Source organism: Variovorax sp. WS11, assembly GCF_010499245.1.
Taxonomy (GTDB): domain Bacteria; phylum Pseudomonadota; class Gammaproteobacteria; order Burkholderiales; family Burkholderiaceae_C; genus Variovorax.
This window is the reverse complement of record NZ_JAAGOW010000004.1, coordinates 447,955-469,888: the sequence shown is the minus strand read 5'-3', so window position 1 is coordinate 469,888 and position 21,934 is coordinate 447,955. Positions and strand designations below refer to the sequence as shown.

The following is a 21,934-nucleotide window of genomic DNA, read 5'->3' as shown; positions in this document are numbered from 1 at the left end:
TGCGGCGTTACTCGACGGCCACGACGCGCTGGCGCTGCCGTCCCAGCTGCGGCGAGTCGATCGTGATCACGTCGCCCGCCTTCAGATACACCGGCGGCTTCATGCCGCCACCCACGCCGGCCGGCGTCCCGGTGACGATCACGTCACCCGGCAGCAGCGTCAGCACGCTCGAGATGTGCGCGACGATCTGGCGCACGCCGAACACCATCTCCGCGGTGCTGGCTTGCTGGCGCAGCACGCCATTGACGTCCAATCGCAGATCCACCTCCTGCGGGTCGGCGATCTCGTCCTTGGTGACCAGCCACGGGCCGAGGGCGCCGAAGGTCGGCGCGCTCTTGCCCTTGACGAACTGCCCGCCGCGGCTCAACTGCCAGTCGCGCTCCGAAAGATCGTTCGCGGCACAGTAGCCGGCCACATGGTCCAGCGCATCGCTTTCACTGACATTGGCGGTCAGCTTGCCGATCACGACGCCCAGTTCGACTTCCCAGTCGGTGGCCTTGGAGCCGCGCGGCATCAGGATGTCGTCGTTGGGGCCGCAGATCGAGGTGATCGCCTTGTTGAACAGCATCGGCTCGCTCGGCTGCGGCAGCCCCGATTCGGCAATGTGGCCCTTGTAGTTCAGGCCGACCGCGAAGAACTGGCGCACGCCGGCCACGGGTGCGGCCAGGCGCGGGCTGCCCTCCACCAGCGGCAGGCGCTCCGGGTCCAGCGCGGCCAGCACGGCCAGGCCTTCCGGTGAGATCACCTCCGGCGTGAGGTCGGCGATGGCGGGCGAGAGCGCGCGGATGCGTCCCTGCGCATCGAGCAGTCCCGGTCGTTCCTGGCCCGGCGGGCCGTAGCGCAATAGCTTCATGATGGTGGTTCTCCGAGTCGTCTATATGAAGTTGATGAGCACGCTCTTGGAGCGCGTGAAGTGCTCGAGCATCGATTCGAGCGTCAGCTCCTTGCCAAGACCCGATTGCTTGAAGCCGCCATAGGAAATATTGGGGCCCGCCACCTGGGCTTGGTTGACCTGGACGAAGCCGGCCTGCAGCGCGTCGACGGCGCGCAGCGCGGTCGCCAGGTCGCGCGTCCACACGCTCGCGGCCAATCCGAAGTCGCTGTCGTTCGCCATGGCAAGCGCCTCCTCCTCGGTGTCGAAGGGAATGACGCAGGTGACCGGGCCGAAAATTTCCTCGCGCGCCAGCCGGCTTCGGTTGTCCAGCCCCGTGAAGATCACCGGGCGCACGAACAGGCCATCCGCAAATCGGGCATCGGCCGGCAACGAGCAGCAGTCATGCGCGACCGCGCCTGGCACGTTGCGACCCAGCTCGATGTAGCCCAGCACCTTGTCGAACTGCGGCCGGGAAATGATCGCGCCCACGTCGGTGCGCTCGTCTAGCGGATCGCCGATGAGCAGGCGATCCACCCGCGCCTTCAACCGCACGACGAATGCGTCGTGCAGGCTGCGGTGCACCAGCATGCGCGAGGCGGCCGTGCAGCTCTGGCCCTGGCGCGTGAAGCGCATGCCGACCACCGCCCCTTCGATCGCCTGGTCGAGATCGGCATCGGCCATCACCAGCATCGGGCTCTTGCCGCCCAGTTCCAGCGTGACCGGGACCAGCTTGGCTGCTGCGGCACCGTAGATCAGCCTGCCGGTCTCCACCGAGCCGGTGAAAGTGACCTTGCCCACCTGCGGGTGCGCCACCAGCGGCGCGCCACAGCCCGGGCCATCGCCCGACAGCACGTTGAGCACACCCTTGGGCAGCACCTCGTTCAGCAGTTCTGCGGCGCGCAGCACGGCGAGCGGCGTCTCCTCGGCGCTCTTCACGATGACGGCATTCCCGGCCGCCAGTGCCGGCGCGATCTTCACCGCCATCAGCATCAGCGGCACATTCCAGGGCAACACGGCGGCCACCACGCCGATGGGCTCGCGCACCGTGTAGGCCAGCACCTTCGAATGCAAAGGCACGGTCTCGCCCTTGAGCTCGCTCGCAAGGCCACCGAAGAACTGCAGCACGTCAGCCACATTGGCCGCTTCCGGCCGGCACTCGGTACGCAGCGCCTTGCCGGACTCCAGCGCGATCAGCATGGCGAGTTCGTCTGCATGCGCGCCCAGCAGTTGCGATGCCGCGATCAGGCGCTTGCCGCGCTCGCGCGCAGGCAGCGCCGCCCAGGCAGGTTGCGCACGCACCGCACTCGCAACCGCTGCCTCGACGTCGGCGACCCCGGCATCGGCCGCCTTTGCAACCAGTTCCCCCGTGGCTGGATGGCGAACCTCGAAGGCCCGTCCGCTCTGCGCGGCGACGAGCAAGCCGTCGATCAAGAGGCGGCTGTCGAGCCGGCTGGCCGTCGCGCGCACCTGATCGGCCGAAGAAATGGATAAGCTCATGTCATGTCGTCCGATTAAGATATCAAATTGACTGGTTGATATATTAGATTGCCACGGAGTGTATGCAACTATCGAGAACCCGTAGTCGACGTCACAGGCGTCGGCTGAAACGCAGCAAGCTTCCATTGCGCGCCGCGGCGCACCCAGACCGCGAGGAAGCGGTTGTCGAAACGCCTGGGCGCGCCCGCGATCGCGCCTGCGAGCTGCATGCGACCCAACACGCACGCGGCGGCGTCGCTCAGGACCAGGACTTCTTCTTCGCCCGAAGACACCTCGGCGTAGCGCATGGCGCCACCGCGGACCTTGGCGAGATAGCTGTTCTTGCTGTCGCGCGAGGCGTCGGAGTGGGTGTAAGAGAGCGTGTCGTCCAGCAAGACATCGAGCGTTTCGAGATCGGCTTCGACCATGGCGCGATGGCGCCTTGCCTGCAGTTCGAGGAGGAGCGCGGGAATGTCGTCGCGATGTGGCATGTCAATGTCCGTTGAACTGTGGAACGCGCTTTTCGGCCCAGGCCGCCACGCCCTCGCGCAGATCGGCCGAACGCAGGCAGGCGGCCTCGGCAAGCGCCACCGCATCGGCATCCCATACGCCATGCGCGAGCGCGTTGAGCGCCGTCTTCATGCCGGCGCTGGCCAGCGGCGCGTGGGCCGCTGCAGTCTGCGCGGTTGCCAGCGCCAGCGGCATCAGCTCATTCGGCGGCACGATCGCGTCGAGGTAGCCGATGTCCTGCAACTCCGGCGCCTCGAGCTCCTCGGCCAGCAGGAACAGGCGCTTGGCCGCGTTGAGTCCCAGCCGCGATACATAGCGTCGCAGGCCGCTCGGGTAGTAGTGCAGCCCCAGCCGGGCCGCCGGCATGAACATGCGCGTCTGCGGCACGCCATAACGGAAGTCGCACGCCAGCGCCAGATCGGTGGCGCCGCCGAAGACGCCGCCGTTGAGCGCGCACACGGTGACCTGCGGCAGCGCCTCGACCGCGTCCACCATGTCGGCGAAGGCGTTGCCGCCGGCTGACGATGCCTGCCCGGCCCCCAGCGTCCGCAGCACCGAGCCAATGTCGTATCCGGCACTGAAATGCCGGCCGGTGCCGGTGAGCACGACTGCGCGCACATCGGTCGCTGCGCGCAGCGCAAGACAGTGGGCACGCAGCACGGCGATGTCGCCGGCCTCGATGCGATTGGCCCTTGCAGGGCGCCGCAGCCGCAGGGTGGCGATGCGCCCTTCCACGTGCAGCGACGGAGGACCGTTGCTCTCGGGCCCTTCTGCCTCGAACGTCCCACTCGGTTGGCTCATACCACCCCCTCGGCTTGCATCCGCTCGACCTCGCCCGCGTTGAAGCCCAGTTCGCCGAGCAACTCCACGGTGCTGCCGCCCTTGTCCTCCAGCGTCGCGGCGATGCGCGCGGGCGTTCGCGTCAGCCCCACCACCTGCGAGATCAGGTGCAGCATGCCGCGCTGCGGGTGCCGCACCGGCGCGGCGATGCCGCAGTGCCGGACCTGCGGGTCATCGAAGACCTGGTCCATGCTGTAGATCGGCCCGCATGGCACGTCGGCGGCGTCCAGCGCCTCCACCCACTCGTCGGTGCGTCGGGCGCTGAAGGCCTCGCCCAGGATGCGGTTGAGTTCGGCCCGGTTGCGCACCCGGTCTGGGTCGCTCGCGAACTCGGGCCGCAAGGCCAGCTCCGGCTGCCCGATGGCGCCACAGAGCGCCCGCCACATGGCATCGCCGCCGGCGCCAACGTTCAGGTAGCCGTCGCGCGTCGGATAGGCGGAGGTGGGCATGCTGGTGGGATGGTCGTTGCCGACCCGCCCGGCCACGGTACCGTCGACCAGGTAGCGGGCCGCCTGAAAGTCCATCAGCCCGATACCCGTGTGCAGAAGGGAGATCTGCACCCACTGGCCGCGGCCGCTGGCCTCGCGCTCGAGCAGCGCGGTCATGGCACCGAGCGCCGCGTAGAGGCCCGCCGTCACGTCGATGACGGCCGCGCCTGCGCGCATCGGCTCGCCCTGCGGCGCCCCGGTGGTGCTCATCAGGCCGCACATCCCTTGCAGCACCTGGTCGAAGCCCGGCCTGCGCTGGTAGGGGCCGTCCTGGCCGAAGCCCGAGATGCTGACGAGCACCACCTTCGGATTGACCGCGCTGAGCGCGGCGTAGTCGATCCCCAGGCGGTTCTTGACGTCCGGCCGAAAGTTCTCCACCACGACGTCGGCGGTGCGCACCAGCCTCAACAGCACCTCGCGGCCGCGGGGCGACTTCAGGTCCAGCGTGATCGAGCGTTTGTTGCGGTGAAGGTTTTGCATGTCGGCCCCATCCCGAGCGCCGACATACAGCTCGCCGCGCTGGACGCCGGCGGGCGGCTCCACCTTGATCACGTCCGAGCCGAAGTCAGCCAACTGCTTCACACAGGTGGGCCCTGCGCGCACCTGGCTGAGGTCGATCACCCTGAAGCGCCGCAGAGCGCCCTCGTTCATCACCGGTTTCATGCAGGAACCTTTCGTCTCCGAAATTTCTTCCAGATTACCTGTCACGTACATCAATGTCAACGTGAGATATATCTATTCCTAGAAATGACGTGATAACAGGGCTAACTGATGTGCTGAGCGGCTAAACTGCACCGACTGCGACTTCCAGATCCGTCTGCCCGCTTATGCACTCCGAAGCCCCCTCTTCCGCTCGAAAGCTCAGTGCGTCCGAGTCAGTCCGTCAACAGCTCGAGCACGACATCAGCAACGGCGCGCTGATGCCGGGAGACGCGCTGGATGAAGAAGCACTGGCGCAGCGCTTCGGCGTGTCTCGTACGCCGGTGCGAGAGGCGCTGCTGCAGCTGTCGGTACGTGGGCTGGTATCCATCGCGCCGCGCGCGGGCATCTACGTGTCCCGGTTGTCGATCCCGGAGCTGGCCAACTTGCTGGAACTTCTCGCCGAACTGGAAGGCGCCTGCGCCAAGCTGGCAACCCGGCGCATCAGCGCCGAGGACCTGGCTGCACTCCGGCAAGTTCATGACTCCAGCGAGGTGTTCGAAACCACGCTCGATGCGCAGGCCTATGGGCGCGCGAACGCCGAGTTCCACGAGATCCTCTATCGCGCTTGCCGCAATGAAGCGCTGATGCTCGAGATCGCCCACATTCGTCGCCGCACGCAGGCCTATCGACAAAGCGTTTTCCAGAACCAGTCCCGCATCCGGCGCTCGCGCGAAGAGCACGCGCGCATCCTCGAGGCCATCCTGGCGGGAGACGCCACTGCCGCCGGCCAGTTGATGATCGACCACATCTCCATCGGCGGCCGCGACTTCAGGGATTTCGTCTCCACCGTGCCCCGGCAGTTGCTGGCTTCTGAAGTCGAGGCTTACCCGGGCAAAACGACGGCAGAACGGCAACGAACCGATGCCGCGGCCGCCTTGATGGTCAGCGTGCCTCCCGCAGCATCACGCCGACCCGGGAGCAACGCCGGTACCTCGCGCGCCAAGAAGGTGGCGCGCTCTGCGCTCAGATGAGAATTTGCCGAGCCGTCGGTGCGTGACGGGATGGCATGAAGACTTCCGGGTGAAAGCGGGGGCTCGTCAGAAATCGGCTTCGGACAGCGCCATCGTGCCGCCGAATGAGCTGATGCCGCTGCCGCTGTCCCTCGGAATCCGCGCTGATCGGCCGTTCGGCAAGCTCGTCCAACTCGCTCCAGATCTCGTCGCAAAGCCCCGGGCGGTAGGCGGCTGCACGAAATGCCGCATGCTCGCAGCGGTAGCCCTCCATGAGGCGGGCGTTGCCGTCGGCGATCGTAGCAAAAACCAACTGTGGTCACTCTTGCGCAGGCAAATGTGTCACTTGTCTTCTGGGCACGGGCCGATCCATGGCAAAGGCACGTCCAGCAAGGACTTGCGCGATTTGCGAAGGAAATGTGTCACTCGCTTCTCACCGCCAAGCTTGCAAAGACAATGTGTCACCGCCGGCCCCTCTGGGGGCGCCCCAAGCGCTCTACCCGATCGCCGCTCGCGTCACCGCGATGCGACGCTCGCGCGTCAACGCGGAGCCAACCAGGCCGTCGCGTGCGCGCGGCAGGGCGCTCGGGTCGCGATCGTCGGGCGCGTCGGCAACGACGCCTTCGGGCTTGCGCTGAAGGCCTCGCTCGAAGCCGACGGCGTGGATGCTCGACAGGTGGCCACCGATGCAGCGTCGACCGGAGTGGCCTTGATCATGGTCGACGACGGTGCGCAGAACCGCATCGCGCTGAGTCCCGGCGCGAACGCGTCCGTCGGCACCGAAGACATCGGCCGGCTGCGCAGCACGCTCGCGACGGCGCGCATCGTATCGCTGCAACTCGAGGTGCCGATGGCGGCGGTGTGCGAGGCGGCGGCGATCGCGCATGCCGCTGGCTGCACGGTGGTGCTGAATCCTGCTCCCGCTCAGGCGTTGCCCGACACCCTGTTGCCGCTGGTGGGCATCCTCGTAGTGAACGAGACCGAAGCCGCGATGCTGAGCGGCATGACGGTGGGCGACACGGTGAGCGCCGCCTGCGCGGCCGCTGCCCTGCGACAGCGCGGACCTGCTCACGTGATCCTCACAATGGGCGCTCACGGTGTCGTGGTCGCCAACGCTGAGGGCAGCCGCCACTTCGAGGCCCTGTCAGTCCGCGCGGTCGACACCACGGCGGCCGGCGACACCTTCATCGGTGCCCTGTGTGCAGCGCTTGCGAGGAAGGCATCTATCGATGCCGGCATCGCCCTCGGCATCCAGGCTGCCGCGCTCAGCGTGACGAAGGCGGGCGCGCAGGTGTCGATGCCGCGTCGGCAAGACCTCGCTGCACTGCCCGCGGTGCCGCAGCCGAGCCCGGTGGTGCGCGCTGATGGAGGGAAGTTTTAGCGTGCACTCGCTCAGGGCCGGTTCGTGACGGAGGCCGGCCGGCAGAACATGTCGCTGCCCGAGACGATGGCGATGACCGGGCATCACAGCGTCGCGATCGTGATGGGCTACTTCCGCGCCGAGAGCGCGCTCGGGAGCAAAGTCAGCCAGATGCTGGATGAGCCGTGAAGACGTTCTACCGCATTCTGTAGCCAAGCAAATTCAGGGGGCGCTTCCCGTAACTGACCTCAACAGCTGGATCCGGCGCGCTTGACGCAAACCACCGAAGCCGCAGCGCGCGCTGCTGCGCGAAGGAGAATCGATCAACACGCGCGTCTCCTATGCCTCGGCGATGCGCTATTGGTGCGCCTGGTACGCCGCGCGCTATGGCCAGGCGCTGCGAATGCCCGTTGCGGTACCGGTCGTCATCCAGTTCATCGTCGACCACGCCGCGCGCAAGGCGGATGCCGATGCTGAGGCCGGCCTGGTGAGCGAGCTGCCGCCGGAACGGATGAAGTGCTGCGAACAGCAACTGCATCGTTCCGCATCGGTAACTTCTCGGGAAATGCGCCCCAGGCGGGGGCGTCCTCCTGCGCGCACCTATTCAATAAACCTTGAAATTGGCCGCCACGCGCTGGTTCAGATAATCCCCGGCTGCGATTGCCGGGTACTTCCGGCCCGGCCCTTCGATGATGGCGTCCCGGTTGGCCTGAGCGAAGAATGCCATGCTGTAGCGCGAGCCCATGTATTCACCGGGCAGCGGGTTCCTTACGCGGTGGAAGTTGGAAGGCAACCAATCATCACTCCAGCGCATCAGCATGTCGCCGATATTGCAGGTGATCGCCAGCTCGTCGGGCTCCACCGACGTCCAGGCCTGGCTCTCCATCTCCTTGCCCGGGCACACCTGCAGGCCACCCTGCCCTTGCCGCTGGAACAGCAGGGTGAGGCAGTCGAAATCGGTATGCGCACCGGCGCGCCACAGGCCCAGGCTGGCCTGCTGCTCTGGCGGCGTTGCAAAGTAGTGCAGCAGGCGCAAGGTGCTCTGGTAGCTGGGCTGCGCCGGGTCGTGCGCACGCTGGAAGAAGAAGTCATCGAAGCCCAGTTTCCATGCAAAACACGACAGCACCTGCATCGCCAACTGCCAGCACTGTCCTTCGAAAGCCAGCATGGTCGCCTTGAACCCCGCCAGTTCTTCATCGGTGGGCCACAAGCCTTCCATGTGCGGGCGGGTGATCTGGTAGGACTCCTTCTGGTCGGGTGTGCCCGTGGACGGACGCACCTGGGCACGGCTCTCCCATCCGACATTCAGGGCCTTCTTAAAAGGGTACCGGGCCTTCACGGCATCAGGCAGCGCAAAGAAGCGCTCGGTCATGGCGAAGGCGTTGCGCACATCGGCCAGCGCGATGCCGTGGTTCACGATCTGGAAGAAGCCCTCATCGACGGCGGCATCCCAAAGTTGGTTGGCGATGCCGGTCTTGCGCTGCGCAAAGTCCAAAAGGTCGATGCGGCGTATCTCACGGTTGCTGGTTTCCGAGCCGGTCGCGCCCATGCGCGTTTCTCTCTGCAGCTCGGTCATGTCGTGGGTGGCGGTGGTCATGCGGTTCTCCTGAAGTCACGGTGCGCGTTGGCACACCGCGTGGTGCGGGCTTCAAGAGCAATTTCCGACTGGCCCCGCCACCATGCACAAGGACATGACGGCTGCGCAGTGAACGCTTCTACTCTTGCCACAGATCTTGCAAGAAGAGTGCCTGTATTGGCATGCCAAATGCACCACGCAGGCATCGGCAGCGGCGGGCATGCAGACATCCTGCCGTTGAACACCTCCCATCACACGACCGACAAAGACACCCCATGCCCGCCCTCATGACTGCATCCCCCGCACCACTCGAAGAAGCTACGCTCGTCGATGGCACCGATGGCACCTACCTGCGCCAGGCCATCGCCTGGTCGCGCACGGCACGCGCGCGCGGCAACCGTCCGTTTGGCGCCGTGGTGATTGGCGCCGACGGCGAATTGCTCGCCGAGGCCTACTGCAACACCACCGAAACGGGTGACTGCACAGGCCATGCCGAAACCAATGCTGTGCGCCAGATCAGCCCGATCGTCGGCCGCGAAGCACTGGCCCAGGCCACGCTGTACTCGTCGGCCGAGCCGTGCGTGATGTGCGCGGGCGCCATTTTCTGGTCAGGCATCGGGCGTGTGGTGTTTGGCATCGATGCCGTGCGCCTGCGCGCGTTCCGCGGCGAGCGGGCCGAGCAGCGCGATGCAGCGCTGTCCTGCCGCGACGTCTTCGCGGCATCCCCCCATCCCATCGAGTGCATCGGGCCTGCGATGATCGAGGAGGCGAGTGCGCCTCATGTCGGCTTCTGGAAAGTGTGAGGCGCCCATCCAGGCCGCTAGCGGCAGAATCGGCAACGCCCCTCCGTCTTCCTTCGACCACCGTGCCCGTCCAGTCCATGCCCGAACCTGAAATCGACGCCCCGTCCGGCGCACTGAGTCGCGCCAAACAGGGGCGCGAGCGCATCCTGGGCGCCATCCGCGAAGCGGCCATTGCCGAGTTCAGCCGCCACGGCTTCAAGGGCGCGTCGACCAAAGCCATCGCCGAACGCGCGGGCCTGACCAAACCCCAGCTGCACTACTACATCAGCAGCAAGGAAGAGCTCTATGAAGAACTGCTGTACTCCGTGCTCAACGGCTGGTCGGGGGCCTTCATATTCGACAGCAACAGTGACGACCCCAAGAAGGTACTGAGCAGCTACGTGCGCAAGAAGCTTGACTATGCACTGGACAACCCGGGCCTGTCGCGCATCTTCACCACCGAGGTGCTGGGCGGCGGGCGCAACCTGGGCAAATACTGGCCGGTCGCCGTGAAGTCCACCCAGCAGAAGGTGGACCTGATCAACCGCTGGATCGCCGAAGGCCGCATGCGCGCCGTGGATGCCAAGGTCCTGCTCATGCAGATCTGGGGCATGACGCAGCACTACGCCGACTATGGCGTGCAAGTGCACATCATGCTGGGCCTGGCGCCCGATGAGCCCATCGACCGCGAGCACATCGTGCGAGAACTCACCACTTTTGTGCTGCTGGGCTGCGGCCTCGCACCAGATTAAGCCATCACCACGGTCCCGGCCGCGGCAGGTGCGTTCGCTGAGCCCCGGTCGAATCATTGCTCGAGGCAAGCCCTCCATAGGATGGCCTGAAGTGCCCAGGTAGATCCCAACCGTCGCCGGGCACAACTGGCACAGCCTTTGCATAGTTTGACCAATCGATCAAATCAAATGGTCAACTATGCAGATTCCCGCCATGGCAACCCCACTGCCTGCCAACGAACAGGCCTTTGAACTGGTGCTCGCGCGCAGCCGGATGCGGCTGCCCGTCGAGCCCGGCGAAAGCATGGCCGACGTGCTGCAACTCGCCGGCGTGGCCATCGACACCCTGTGCGAACAAGGCGTGTGCGGCACCTGCGTCACGCGCTGGCTCGACGGCGAGCCCGACCACCGCGACAGCTGCCTGAGCGCCGACGAGCAACTGACCCATGTGGCCGTGTGCTGCGCGCGCAGCCATGGCCCGACTCTCACGCTCGAGCTCTGACTCCGTTTGGCAGGCGTCCGCATGCGCATCCTCGTGATCTATTGCCACCCGGTGGAAACCAGCTACAACGCGGCCCTGCATGCCGAGGTGGTGCGCAACCTGCGCGCGGCCGGCCACGAGGTGGACGACTGCGACCTGTATGCCGAGGACTTCAACCCGGTCCTGAGCCGCGAGGAGCGCCTGGGCTACCACGAGGTGCCGAACAACCGGCTGCCGGTCCAGCGCTATGTGGACCGCCTGCTGTGCGCCGAGGCCGTGGTGTTCTGCTTTCCCACCTGGTGCTTCGGCATGCCGGCCATGCTCAAGGGCTTTTTCGACCGCGTGCTGATGCCGGGCGTGGCCTTCGACATCAGCGACCCGCAGCACGTGAAGCCCTCGCTCACGCACATCAAGCGCATCTCGGCGGTGGTCACCTATGGCCGCCCGCGCTGGACGGCCCTGCTCATGGGCGACCCGCCGCGCAAGTCCGTCACGCGCTACATGCGCCTGCTGACGGGCGGCAAGGCCCGCGTGGACTACCACGCCTGCTACCACATGAACGTGGCCAAGCCCCCGCGCCTGGAAGCTTTCAAGGCCCGCGTCGGCCAGGCCATGGCGCGCTTTGCCTGAGGGACCGGCATGCACGCATCCGACGCCCCCGACCACATCGTGCGCGCCCGCCTGCCCGGCTGGCTGCTGCCCCGGCAATGGCCCTCCAGCGACGGCCAGCCAGCACTGGCCGATCTGCACACTGCCCAGGGCCGCATGCAAGGCGTGGTCCCGCACGACCGGGCGCGCCCCCTGCCTGCAGGCACCACCTGGGACGTGGGTGGCGCCCTGGTTCTGCCGGGCCTGGTGGACGCCCACACGCACCTGGACAAGGCCTTCACCCTGCCGCGCATGGGCACGGTGAAGCCCGGCCTGCTGGGCGCCATCGAAGCCATGATGGTGGACCGCCAGGGCTGGACGGAGGCCGACATCCGCGCCCGCGCCAGCCGCGCCCTGCAATGGGCCTATGACGCCGGCGTGGTGCACCTGCGCACGCACTGCGACTGGTGGGAGCCGGAGGCCCAGCCCCTGGCCTGGAACGTTCTGCGCGAGCTCGCGCAGGAATGGACCGGCCGCATCACGCTGGAGCGCGTGGGCCTGATCCCGCTGCACCTGTACACCGAGCGCAGCACCGCCATGCACCTGGCACGCACCGTGGCCCAGAGCGGGCCCGGCGCCCTGCTGGGCGGCTTCGTGCACTCGACCCACTGGAACCCGCAGGCCCTGCGCCACCTGTTCGAGGCCGCGCAGCACCATGGCCTGAACGTGGACCTGCACGTGGACGAGGAACTGCACCCCGGCGCGCTGGGCCTGACCACCACGGTCGCGCTGTTGCAGGCGCTGCGCTTCGAAGGCCACGTGGTTTGCGGCCACGCCTGTGCGTTGGCCACGCAGGACGAGGCCACGGCGCTGGCCACCCTCGATGCGGTGGCGCGCAGCCCCATCACCCTGGTCACCCTGCCCATCACCAACCTGCTGCTGCAGGACGCCACCACCGGCCGAACGCCGCGCCAGCGCGGCCTCACCCTGGTCAAGGAAGCGCATGCGCGCGGCATCCCGGTGCTGGTGGCCAGCGACAACGTGCAGGATCCTTTTTGCCCGGTGGGCAGCTTCGATCCGCTCGAAGCCCTGGCGACCGGCGTGCTCGCCGCGCAGCTGGAAGCACCGTTCGACCGCTGGTCCGAATCGCTGTGCCGCACCGACTGGCTGCGCCGCGGCCCGGACGCCCTGCCGCTGCAGCCCGGCAGTGCGTTCGACCTGATCGTCTTCAACCAGGCCGACCGCTGGGGCTTTCCTCGCGCACGGCCCGCGTGGTGCTGCGCTGGTCAGTCACCAGTGGCCATGCCAGCGCCGCGTGGCGGGTGGCTGACACCCGCCCCGCCGCCGCCCACCCAAAAAGCATCGCGCCGGGCACTTAACTTTACGACCCAGGCATCCTTTGACCCTGGCCCGCTACCGCGTGGCGACGCGCGAGGACTTTGTGTTCCTGTCGGGATCATTGCCAGTCGACCCGGCGACCAGCCATATCGTGCTGACTATGCCGATAATATTCCCGACAGGCCACCACGCTGAGTCAAGCCGCACCGGGCGAATTCGCTTAACGACATCGGGAGGGCCATCCTCGCCAGAGCTGTGCTGGACACATCCGCCAGACCACTCCGGAGCGGCTGGCGGGCGAAGATGTCGGATGATCAGAAGCTGGTTCGGGCGCTTTAGAACCTGGACCACTTTCGCTGTTTACAGCCAGGTGCGCAAGCTGTTCTTTCCGGGCGATTTTCCGGTCTCCACCATGGTGAGTAGGCATAAAATACTGCCACGCCCGAGCATCCTCATCGGGAGTGGAAACCACCGCCTGGCTGCCACCAGCACGACCCGCTGCTCCCTTCCCGCACCCGCATCGCCTTCAAAGAAAGACCCGCTTTATGCTGCACGGCTACAACCCAGCAACCGCGCCTGCCCTACCACAGGCTGGACCCGGATCGTCGACCTGGACAAGGAGAACACCGTCATCGTCTTGCCGACCGGCGCCACCGAGCAGCACGGCCCTCACCTGCCTTGCGCGGTGGACACGGTGATCAGCGCGGGCGTGGTGGGCCATGCGCTGGCCCGACTGCCGGCGGAGGTGCCGGCCTTTGCCATGGCCCCCATCACCTACGGCAAGTCGGAGGAGCACTTGCACTTTCCGGGCACCGTCACCCTGAGCGGCGAGACCCTGCTGGCCACCATGAACGAGGTGGGCGAGTCCGTGTACCGCGCGGGGTTTCGCAAGCTGCTGTTCGTCAACGGCCATGGCGGCCAGCCGCAGGTGATGGAGATGTGCGCTCGCGAACTGCGCCTGCGCCATGGCGACTTCATCGTGGTGCCCAGCTTCACCTGGCGCGTGCCGCACGTGGCGGGCCAATACCTGTCGGACAAGGAAAAGAAGCTGGCCATGCACGCAGGCCATGCCGAGACGGCGCTGATGCTGGCGCTGGCGCCCGACACCGTGCACATGGAGCGCGCGGTGGTCAACTACCCGCCCGTCTTCCAGTCGCCCCTGCTCTCGCCCGATGGCCGGCCCGCCTGCGCGTGGAGCGCGCGCGACTTCGGGCCCAGCGGAATCATTGGCGACCCGCTGCCCGCCACGGCCGAGCAGGGCCACGCGATCCTCGATTCACTGGCAGTGAGTTGGGCCGCCGCCATCACCGAGATGCACCACCTGCAGTGGGCCGCACGCCCCGAGCCCACCTGGGGCCGTGCCAACCACACAGGCCATGTCGAAACCACGCCGGCCTGAAGCCTGCAAGGCGCGCACCGCGCGCCCCTCTGCCTCCCTCTCCCATCACCCTACCGGAGTATTGCCATGATGAAGACTGCCTCCCGCCTTTCCACACTTGGTGCAGCCGTGCTGCTCGGTCTTGGTGCCATGGGTGCCGCCCAGGCACAGGAAAAGTTCACCTACATGACCAACTGGTACGCCCAGGCCGAGCACGGCGGCTTCTACCAGGCTGTCGCCACGGGCCTGTACAAGAAGTACGGCCTGGACGTGACCATCAAGATGGGAGGCCCGCAGGTCAATATCGTTCAGATGATGGCGGCCGGCCAGGCCGAGTGCGTGATGGGCTCCAGCGACTTGCAGATGATTCAGATGCGAGAAGGCGGCGTGCCCGTGGTGAACGTAGCGGCCGTATTCCAGAAGGACCCCCAGGTACTCATCGCTCATGACGACGTGAAGAAGTTCGAGGACCTCAAGGGCAAGACCATCCTGATCGCCTCGTCGGCCCAGCGCGGCTACTGGCCCTGGCTGAAGGCCAAGTACGGCTTCACCGATGCGCAGACCCGCCCCTACACCTTCAACATCCAGCCCTTCGTGGCCGACAAGAACACGGCCCAGCAGGGCTACCTGACGTCCGAGCCATTTGCCATTGCCAAGGCGGGCGTGAAGGCCAACACGCTGATGTTCAGCGACCAGGGCTACCCCGCCTACGCCACCACGATCTCGTGCATGGAAAAGACCGTCAAGGAGCGCAATGCCGCCGTGGCCTCGTTCGTGAAGGCCTCGATGGAAGGCTGGAAGAGCTACCTGGCCGACCCGGCTCCTGCCAATGCGCTCATCAAGAAGGACAACCCCAACATGACCGACGAGCAGCTGGCCTACAGCGTGGCCAAGCTGAAGGAAATGGGCATGGCCACCGGGGGCGACGCCGCCACGATGGGCATCGGCATCATGACCGACGCCCGCGCCAAGGCGAGCTACGAGTTCCTGGTGGACGCCAAGCTGATCGATCCCGCCAAGGTCAAGCTGGCCGACACCTACACCACCAGCTTCGTCAAGGACCTCAAGGTTCTGCCTTGACCATGAGCCCCTCCGACACCCCGCCCCTGGCTCCGAGCCCTCGCGCAGCACCCCCCACACCGGCGGTGGAGGTGCTGTCTGCCGAGAAGACCTACCCCAATGGAACCCAGGCGCTGCTGCCGGTGGACCTGACCATCGAGGAAGGAGAGTTCGTCACCCTGCTGGGGCCTTCAGGCTGCGGCAAGAGCACACTGCTCAAGATGGTGGCGGGCCTGCTGGAGCCCACCGACGGCCTGCTGCACCTGTGGCGCAAGCCCGTGGCACGGCTGGGCGAAAGCGGCAAGAAGATGGCCTTCGTCTTCCAATCGCCCACGCTTATGCCGTGGGCCAGCGTGCAGACCAATGTGCGCCTCCCACTGGACCTGGCCGGCGTACCGCGCCAGGAGGCCGACGCCCAGGTGGCAGAGGCGCTGGCGCTGGTGGGGCTGTCGAGGTTTGCGACCGCCCTGCCGCGCGCCCTGTCGGGCGGCATGCAGATGCGCGTGTCGATCGCGCGCGGCCTGGTCACCCAGCCCGACCTGCTGCTCATGGACGAGCCGTTCGGCGCGCTCGACGAGATCACGCGCCACAAGCTCGATGCCGACCTGCTCGACCTGTGGTGCAAGAAAAAGCTCACCGTGATTTTTGTGACGCACTCGATCCACGAGGCCGTGTTCCTCTCCAGCCGCGTGCTCATGATGGCTGCACGCCCGGGCCGTGTGGTCGAAGAGTTCCGCATCGACGCCCCCTACCCCCGCACGGCCGACTTCATGGTGTCGCCTGAATTCAGCCGCTACGCCAAGCGACTGCAAGACAGCCTGCTGCGCGCCAGCGCCGACACCGAGGAGGCCCTGGGATGAGCACGCCTTTTGCGACCGCTCCCGTGGCAGCACCCGTCGCTGCGCGCAGCGCTCAGCCCACCCGCGCACCGGCCCCGCCCAGGGCAGCAGCGCGCCCGCGCACGCCGCTCATGGCGCAGCCGCGCGTGCAGCGCGTGGCCTACCCGCTGCTTGTGGGTCTGGTGCTGATCGCACTGTGGCAGAGCCTGGTCACCGGCCTGGAACTGCCGCCCTACCTGGTGCCATCGCCGCTGCTGATGATGAAGACCCTGTTCACCGACTGGGCCGCCCTGGGCGCCTCGCTCTGGGTCACTGTCAAGATCACGGTGCTGGCCTTTGGTGTGGCCACGGTGGCCGGGGTGCTGATCTCGTTCCTGTTCGTGCAGAGCACGCGCATCGAGACCGCCCTGTTCCCCTATGCCGTGCTGCTGCAGGTCACTCCCATCGTGGCGGTGGCGCCGCTCATCATCATCTGGGTCAAGGACCCGATGGCCTCCATGGTGATCTGCGCCGCGCTGGTGGCCCTGTTCCCCATCATCAGCAACACCACGCTGGGCCTGCGCAGTGTGGAGCCGGACCTGCAAAGCTATTTCAAGCTCAACCGCGCCACACGGCTGCAGACGCTGCTGCGCCTGCGCATCCCGAGCGCGCTGCCCTGCTTCTTCGGCGGGCTGCGCATCTCCAGCGGCCTGGCATTGATCGGCGCCGTGGTGGCCGAGTTCGTCGCAGGCACGGGTGGCACGGGCGCAGGGCTGGCCTACCAGATCCTGCAGGCCGGCTTTCAGCTCAACATCCCGCGCATGTTTGCCGCCCTGTTGCTGATCTCGCTCACCGGTGTCGCCCTGTTCGTCCTGATGGCCTGGCTCACACGGCTGGCGCTGGGCGGCTGGCATGCCAGCGAGAACCCGCAAGACTAGCCCCTGTCCCTCCCGAAGCCTGAACATCGCCTGCGGCGGTTGGGGTACTCCTTCGCCTCCACCGCCCTCCCACAGTAGATAGCCCCATGACCCCTACCGCCCATCAATTGCCCGACCTGCTGCGTGACCTGGACTGGATTGCCGACCCACTGCGCGTAGGCCGGCTTTCGCAGGACTTCGCCTGGTTCAGCCCCGTACTCAAGCGCGACCTGGCGGGCAAGCGCGGCGACATCGCCGTGCGCCCGCGCACCGAAGACGAGATTCGCAGTGTGGTGGCCGCCTGCGCCCGCGCCGGTATTCCCATCACGGTGCGCGGCAGCGGCACCGGCAACTATGGGCAAAGCACACCGCTGCACGGCGGCGTCATCCTGGACCTGAGCGGCTACAACGGCTTCGGCTGGGTGCGCGGCGGCGTGGGCCGTGCGCAGGCCGGTATCCGGCTCGCAGACTTCGACGCACAGGCCAAGCCACTGGGACAGGAGTTGCGCTGGCTGCCCTCCACCTACCGCAGCGCCACGCTGGGCGGGCTGTTCGGTGGCGGTTTCGGCGGCGCGGGCTCCATCAACCACGGACCGCTGGCAGCCCCCGGCAACGTGCTGGCCGTGCGCGCCATGACCGTGGAGGCCGAGCCCCAGATCGTGGAGCTGAGCGGCCCCGAAGCCATGCTGCTGCACCATACCTACGGCACCAACGGCATCGTGCTGGAACTGGAGGTGGCACTCACGCCCGCGGTGGCGTGGACCGAGTGCATTGCCACATTCGCGCAGTTCGATGCGGCGCTGGAGTTCGCCGACCGTTTCGGCAGTGCGCCGGGCCTCGAGAAGAAGGAGGTCTGCTTTCTGGCCGCCCCCATTGCAGACTACTTCACCAGCCTGGCCGAGCACCTGCCCTCCGGCTGCCATGCCGTGATGGTGCTGGTGGCACCACACTCCGAGGCGGGCATGCGCGACATGGTCGTCCGGCACGGTGGCCAGGTCACCTACTGCAAGACCGCGGACCAGGTGGAGCAAAGCCACAAGACGCTCATCGAATACACCTGGAACCACACCACGCTCCATGCACTGAAGGTGGACAAGGGGCTCACCTACATCCAGAGCGGGTTCGACCCCATGCGCAAGCTCGAGCAGGTCAAGGCCCTGGAAGCCGCGCTGAGGGGTGAGGTGATGATGCACCTGGAGTTCCTGCGCACCAAGGAAGGCGCGTTCAACTGCAGCGGCCTGCAGCTCATCCGCTACAGCACCGAAGAGCGCCTGAACCAGATCATGCAGATCTACCGCGACCACGGCGTGCAGATCAACAACCCCCACGTGTACATCGTGGAGGACGGCAAGCAGAACAACCTGGACCCGGCCGTGGTGGACGTCAAGCGCCGCTTTGATCCTCTGGGCCTGCTTAATCCTGGGAAGCTACGCAGCTGGGTGGCTCCTGCAGCCATTGCGTAGCCGCAGCGCCAGACGGCCTGAGCAAGCCACTACCGATGGATCGAAGGGCATATTGGGGTATCAGGCCGCGCAGCCCGTCGCCCGGCGGCGTGCCTCCTTCGCGCTACGTGCTTGGCGTTCAATGGAATCGGCGTGCCGCTTCTGCGATCGGATCCGAGGACGGCCTCGACGCCGGCGTGCCGAGGTCCTCAACCTCTTGGTGACGCATCAACGCGGCGAGACCTGCTGCCGTAGCCAAGCCGCGGGTCGGCATCGGACCGCGGGAGTAGTCGACCAACCGCTGATGGTCGCCAGCCTGGTCGAGGCCAACGATCGTCCAGTAGAAGTGACCAGCGATGGGCTGATCAATGCTCAGTTCGAGGTTCATGTTCATCTGCGACCCCTTCGTAGTACCAAAGATTACATTTGGCGCGCAGCCTCTTGAGCGGAGAAGGAAGGATTTCACGGTACCAAGCCAAAAGCGTGCATGTCTCCCCCAGGGTGCAGCCCACCGCGAGACATGAGCCATTTGCAGCCGCGCTTAAGGGATGCACCGGAGTGCTCATGGCGCCGAAGGTGGACGCGGCCCGCGCCAACCTCGGAGCACGCCGCCGCAGCGCGCCAAGGAAAAGCCTACGCATCCGGGTTTCTCCGCAGAGGGATAGTCCGGGATAGACCTTGGTCTGGCCGCTGGTAAAACCACGGCATGACAAGAAAGATTCAAGCGCCGGTCATCACGCGAATGCAGGAAACCGAGGGCACAGGCTTCTCCAAAGTGTTCGCCTTCCTACGCGACAAGTTGCTCGAGGGCAGCATCCGCTGCGGCGATCGACTGGTGCCCGAACGCGAGCTCGCGCTGCAGTTGGGCGTCAGCCGCCCGATCGTGCGCGAGGCGCTGCGCGCGCTGTCGATGATGGGCGTGGTCGAAATCCGCGAGCGCGTGGGCACCATCGTGCGCAAGCCGGACGTGTCGGTGCTGGGCGACTTCTTTGCGTTCTCGATGGCGCAGCAGGCCGACATCGTGGACGACGTGATGCAGGCGCGCATCGCCATCGAGGTGCAGGCCGTGCGCCTGGCCTGCCGGCACGCATCGACCTCGGATCTGGAGCGCATTGCCGCGGCAGTCGACCGCATCGAGGCGACGGTCGACGATTCCGAAGAGGGCAGCCGCGCCGACTACGAGTTCCACGCCGCGCTGGTGCGGGCGAGCCGCTCTGAGACCCTGATGCAGCTGTATGCCGCGATGTCGACGCTGCTGATGCGCTCGCACCACGAGCGCCGGGACGTGGTCGGTGGCGATCCGGCGGTCAAGCAATACCTCGTCGAAGACCATGCGCGCATCTTCCAGGCGCTGGTCTCGCGCGACGAGGAGCGGGCCGACCAGGTGCTGCGCAAGCACTTCAGCATTGGCGACGAATACCGGCGCAAGGCGGCCAGCGGGCCGGCGGCGCGCGGCCGGCCGCCCAAGCACGAGGAGGTCGCGTGATCGATCTCGACTTCGGCACGGTGCTCCAGCGCTGGCCGTTGTTCGCCGAAGGCGCGTGGCTGACCGTGCGCCTGGCCTTCGTCGCCACGCTGTCGGGCTTCGCGATCGGAACGCTGTGCGCGGCCGGCCGGCGCAGCAGCCATCGGTGGCTGGCGCGCGCCTGCGGGGCCTACGTGGAGCTGATTCGCAACACGCCGCTCCTGGTCCAGATCTTCCTTGTCTACTTCGGCCTGTCGAGCCTCGGCCTGTCGCTGTCGGCGTTTACCGTGGCGGTGATCGCGCTCGCGGTCAATGCCGGCGCCTACGCGACGGAGATCATGCGCGCCGGCTTCGACTCGGTGAATCGCAGCCAGATCGAGGCTGCCGAATGCCTCGGTCTGTCGCGCCTGCAGGTGTACTGGCACGTCGTGCTGCTGCCCGCGATGGAGCGCGTGTATCCGGCGCTGACCAGCCAGTTCGTGCTGCTGATGCTGGCCTCGTCGATCTGCTCGCAGATCTCGGCCGAAGAGCTCACCGCCATCGCCAACCACGTGCAGTCGGACACCTACCGCCCTTTCGAGACCTTCATCCTTGTCGGCGCGGCCTACATCCTCCTGTCGCTGCTGATGCGACTCGGCTTCTGGGGCCTGGGCGCATTGCTGTTCCCGCGCCGCCGCAGACTGGGCACCGCGCTGTGATGACCGGCACCGCATTCAATGCCAACCATCTGATGTTCCTGTTGCAGGGGGCAGGATGGACCGCGATCCTCTCGCTCATCGCCTTCGTCGGCGGTGGCCTGTGCGCGTTCGTTGTGGCGCTGGCGCGGGTCTCGCCCCATCGCTGGGTGCGCACGGCGACCGGCCTGTGGGTCCAGCTGGTGCAGGGCTCGCCGCTCCTGGTGATCATGTTCCTCGCTTTCTTCGGGCTGCCGACGCTGGGCATCAAGGTCTCCGCGCTCGCCGCTGCCGGCGTGTCGCTCACGATCTACGTCTCGGCCTATCTCGGCGAGATCTGGCGCGGCGCCATCCAAGCCGTGCCGCGCGCGCAATGGGAGGCCGCCGAATGCCTGGCGCTGAACCGCACGCAACGCATGTTCAAGGTCGTGCTGCCGCAGGCCGTGCGGCTGGCCACGCCGCCCACGGTCGGGTTCATGGTGCAGATCGTCAAGAACACCTCGCTCGCGTCCGTGGTCGGCTTCGTCGAACTCGCGCGTTCGGGACAGATCATCAACAACTCGATCTTCGAGCCCTTCATCGTCTACCTCGTCATCGCGGCCATCTACTTCGCGCTGTGCTATCCGCTGTCGGTCTGGAGCCGGCGGCTCGAGCGCAGGGCCGCCGCGTCCCCCACTGCGGCGAAGGCCGTCTTGACCCATGAACCTGTCCTCGCCCAACCCTGACCGTGCCTCGGCGCCAGTCGTGCGCCTGCACGACGTGCACAAGAGCTTCGGTGCGCTCAAAGTGCTTGAAGGCGTCGGCTTCGAAGTCGGCCGCGGCGAGGTCACGGCGATCATTGGCCGCAGCGGCTCGGGCAAGAGCACGGCGCTGCGCTGCATCGATCGCCTCGAACGCATCGACAGCGGGGAAATCGTGGTGTGCGGCCATCGCGTCGATGCGGCCGGTGTCGATCTCAAGGCGCTGCGGCTGGACGTCGGCATCGTGTTCCAGAGCTACAACCTCTTTCCGCATCTGACCATCGAGCAGAACATCATGCTCGCGCCGCGCTCGGCCAAGGGCCTGGCCAAGCCGGCCGCGCGCACGCTGGCGCACGAGGTGCTGGCCAAGGTCGGGCTGGCCGAGAAGGCATCGTCCTATCCCGAGCAGTTGTCGGGCGGCCAGCAGCAGCGGGTTGCCATCGCCCGCTCGCTGGCGATGCAGCCGAAGGTGATGCTGTTCGACGAGGTGACCTCGGCGCTCGACCCCGAGCTCACCGGCGAGGTCCTGCGCGTCATCGAGGATCTCGCCGCCGGCGGTATGACCATGGTCATGGTCACGCACGAGATGGCCTTCGCGCGCAAGGTCGCGGACCAGGTGCTGTTCATGCACCGCGGCAGGGTCTGGGAGCGCGGCGGCCCGGAAATCCTGTCATCCCCCCAAACCGCCGAGCTTCGGCAATTCGTGGCCAGCGAGCTCTGAAGGCTGGCCCTCTTTCGAAAACAT

Annotated in this window: 23 protein-coding genes and 1 pseudogene; 16 read left to right on the top strand and 8 right to left on the bottom strand. The window is 66.7% G+C overall.

Annotated features, from left to right (window positions below; translation table 11 throughout):
• Positions 1 to 7: 7 nt before the first annotated feature.
• From GXN78_RS31625 to GXN78_RS31605, 5 genes are all read right to left on the bottom strand, one after another.
• Positions 8 to 853 carry a fumarylacetoacetate hydrolase family protein gene (locus GXN78_RS31625; protein WP_106554582.1) on the bottom strand — a complete coding sequence of 282 codons (846 nt, stop codon included), beginning with the start codon at positions 851 to 853 and terminating at the stop codon, positions 8 to 10.
• 21 nt (positions 854 to 874) lie between these two features.
• On the bottom strand, positions 875 to 2,371 hold the full coding sequence (locus GXN78_RS31620; protein ID WP_106554583.1) for an aldehyde dehydrogenase family protein: 1,497 nt from the start codon (positions 2,369 to 2,371) through the stop codon (positions 875 to 877).
• A gap of 68 nt (positions 2,372 to 2,439) precedes the next feature.
• Entirely contained in the window at positions 2,440 to 2,841 is a 402-nt protein-coding gene (locus GXN78_RS31615) for a nuclear transport factor 2 family protein (RefSeq protein ID WP_164256005.1), read from the bottom strand.
• 1 nt (position 2,842) lies between these two features.
• Positions 2,843 to 3,661, bottom strand: a complete 819-nt coding sequence (locus GXN78_RS31610; RefSeq protein WP_106554585.1) for an enoyl-CoA hydratase/isomerase family protein — start codon at positions 3,659 to 3,661, stop codon at positions 2,843 to 2,845.
• Positions 3,658 to 4,839 (bottom strand): CoA transferase, encoded by a 1,182-nt coding sequence (locus tag GXN78_RS31605; RefSeq protein WP_239143044.1) that lies wholly within the window; start codon positions 4,837 to 4,839, stop codon positions 3,658 to 3,660. Before GXN78_RS31605 ends, GXN78_RS31610 begins: the two co-directional genes overlap by 4 nt.
• 176 nt (positions 4,840 to 5,015) lie before the next feature.
• On the opposite strand from GXN78_RS31605, the gene GXN78_RS31600 reads away from it, so the two are divergent.
• Both GXN78_RS31600 and GXN78_RS31595 read left to right on the top strand, forming a co-directional pair.
• Positions 5,016 to 5,861 (top strand): GntR family transcriptional regulator, encoded by an 846-nt coding sequence (locus GXN78_RS31600; protein WP_106554587.1) that lies wholly within the window; start codon positions 5,016 to 5,018, stop codon positions 5,859 to 5,861.
• Positions 5,862 to 5,883: 22 nt separating this feature from the next.
• Positions 5,884 to 7,221: a ribokinase gene (locus tag GXN78_RS31595; protein ID WP_164256002.1), complete on the top strand. Its 1,338-nt coding sequence runs from the start codon at positions 5,884 to 5,886 to the stop codon at positions 7,219 to 7,221.
• 175 nt (positions 7,222 to 7,396) lie between these two features.
• On the opposite strand, the gene GXN78_RS31585 is transcribed toward GXN78_RS31595, so the two are convergent.
• Complete coding sequence (locus GXN78_RS31585; protein WP_106554589.1) at positions 7,397 to 7,738, bottom strand: hypothetical protein; 342 nt, start codon at positions 7,736 to 7,738, stop codon at positions 7,397 to 7,399.
• A 66-nt stretch (positions 7,739 to 7,804) separates the two neighbouring features.
• Positions 7,805 to 8,797: a 2OG-Fe(II) oxygenase family protein gene (locus GXN78_RS31580; RefSeq protein ID WP_106554590.1), complete on the bottom strand. Its 993-nt coding sequence runs from the start codon at positions 8,795 to 8,797 to the stop codon at positions 7,805 to 7,807.
• Between the two features lie 266 nt (positions 8,798 to 9,063).
• Here GXN78_RS31580 and GXN78_RS31575 point away from each other — a divergent pair, with 266 nt between their 5' ends.
• From GXN78_RS31575 to GXN78_RS31530, 10 genes and pseudogenes are all read left to right on the top strand, one after another.
• The gene (locus GXN78_RS31575) at positions 9,064 to 9,579 is read left to right on the top strand and encodes a nucleoside deaminase (protein ID WP_106554611.1); all 516 of its coding nucleotides are present in this window, start codon (positions 9,064 to 9,066) and stop codon (positions 9,577 to 9,579) included.
• Between the two features lie 77 nt (positions 9,580 to 9,656).
• Complete coding sequence (locus tag GXN78_RS31570; protein WP_106554612.1) at positions 9,657 to 10,310, top strand: TetR family transcriptional regulator C-terminal domain-containing protein; 654 nt, start codon at positions 9,657 to 9,659, stop codon at positions 10,308 to 10,310.
• A 193-nt stretch (positions 10,311 to 10,503) separates the two neighbouring features.
• Positions 10,504 to 10,791: a 2Fe-2S iron-sulfur cluster binding domain-containing protein gene (locus tag GXN78_RS31565; protein ID WP_239143043.1), complete on the top strand. Its 288-nt coding sequence runs from the start codon at positions 10,504 to 10,506 to the stop codon at positions 10,789 to 10,791.
• 21 nt (positions 10,792 to 10,812) lie between these two features.
• Positions 10,813 to 11,400: an NAD(P)H-dependent oxidoreductase gene (locus tag GXN78_RS31560; protein ID WP_106554592.1), complete on the top strand. Its 588-nt coding sequence runs from the start codon at positions 10,813 to 10,815 to the stop codon at positions 11,398 to 11,400.
• Between the two features lie 9 nt (positions 11,401 to 11,409).
• Positions 11,410 to 12,891 carry an amidohydrolase family protein gene (locus GXN78_RS31555; protein ID WP_239143042.1) on the top strand — a complete coding sequence of 494 codons (1,482 nt, stop codon included), beginning with the start codon at positions 11,410 to 11,412 and terminating at the stop codon, positions 12,889 to 12,891.
• Between the two features lie 350 nt (positions 12,892 to 13,241).
• Positions 13,242 to 14,095 (top strand): annotated as a pseudogene (locus GXN78_RS31550) (creatininase family protein).
• 66 nt (positions 14,096 to 14,161) lie between these two features.
• On the top strand, positions 14,162 to 15,154 hold the full coding sequence (locus GXN78_RS31545) for an ABC transporter substrate-binding protein (protein ID WP_106559947.1): 993 nt from the start codon (positions 14,162 to 14,164) through the stop codon (positions 15,152 to 15,154).
• Between the two features lie 2 nt (positions 15,155 to 15,156).
• Entirely contained in the window at positions 15,157 to 15,993 is an 837-nt protein-coding gene (locus GXN78_RS31540) for an ABC transporter ATP-binding protein (RefSeq protein WP_106559946.1), read from the top strand.
• 110 nt (positions 15,994 to 16,103) lie between these two features.
• Entirely contained in the window at positions 16,104 to 16,889 is a 786-nt protein-coding gene (locus GXN78_RS31535; protein ID WP_239143057.1) for an ABC transporter permease, read from the top strand.
• An 86-nt stretch (positions 16,890 to 16,975) separates the two neighbouring features.
• Positions 16,976 to 18,331 carry an FAD-binding oxidoreductase gene (locus GXN78_RS31530; RefSeq protein WP_106559944.1) on the top strand — a complete coding sequence of 452 codons (1,356 nt, stop codon included), beginning with the start codon at positions 16,976 to 16,978 and terminating at the stop codon, positions 18,329 to 18,331.
• A gap of 118 nt (positions 18,332 to 18,449) precedes the next feature.
• Here GXN78_RS31530 and GXN78_RS31525 read toward each other — a convergent pair whose 3' ends face one another.
• Positions 18,450 to 18,698 (bottom strand): hypothetical protein, encoded by a 249-nt coding sequence (locus GXN78_RS31525; protein ID WP_164256000.1) that lies wholly within the window; start codon positions 18,696 to 18,698, stop codon positions 18,450 to 18,452.
• 354 nt (positions 18,699 to 19,052) lie between these two features.
• Between GXN78_RS31525 and GXN78_RS31520 the strand changes: the two genes are divergently transcribed.
• Genes GXN78_RS31520 through GXN78_RS31505 form a run of 4 tightly spaced genes read left to right on the top strand, consistent with a single transcriptional unit; the run spans position 19,053 to position 21,910 of the window.
• Positions 19,053 to 19,796 carry a FadR/GntR family transcriptional regulator gene (locus GXN78_RS31520; protein ID WP_239143056.1) on the top strand — a complete coding sequence of 248 codons (744 nt, stop codon included), beginning with the start codon at positions 19,053 to 19,055 and terminating at the stop codon, positions 19,794 to 19,796.
• The gene (locus GXN78_RS31515; RefSeq protein ID WP_106559954.1) at positions 19,796 to 20,473 is read left to right on the top strand and encodes an amino acid ABC transporter permease; all 678 of its coding nucleotides are present in this window, start codon (positions 19,796 to 19,798) and stop codon (positions 20,471 to 20,473) included. The genes GXN78_RS31520 and GXN78_RS31515 overlap by 1 nt, the downstream gene beginning before the upstream one ends.
• Positions 20,473 to 21,174, top strand: coding sequence for an amino acid ABC transporter permease (locus GXN78_RS31510; RefSeq protein ID WP_106559941.1), 702 nt, complete (start codon positions 20,473 to 20,475; stop codon positions 21,172 to 21,174). Before GXN78_RS31515 ends, GXN78_RS31510 begins: the two co-directional genes overlap by 1 nt.
• On the top strand, positions 21,149 to 21,910 hold the full coding sequence (locus GXN78_RS31505; protein ID WP_106559940.1) for an amino acid ABC transporter ATP-binding protein: 762 nt from the start codon (positions 21,149 to 21,151) through the stop codon (positions 21,908 to 21,910). The genes GXN78_RS31510 and GXN78_RS31505 overlap by 26 nt, the downstream gene beginning before the upstream one ends.
• Positions 21,911 to 21,934: the final 24 nt, after the last annotated feature.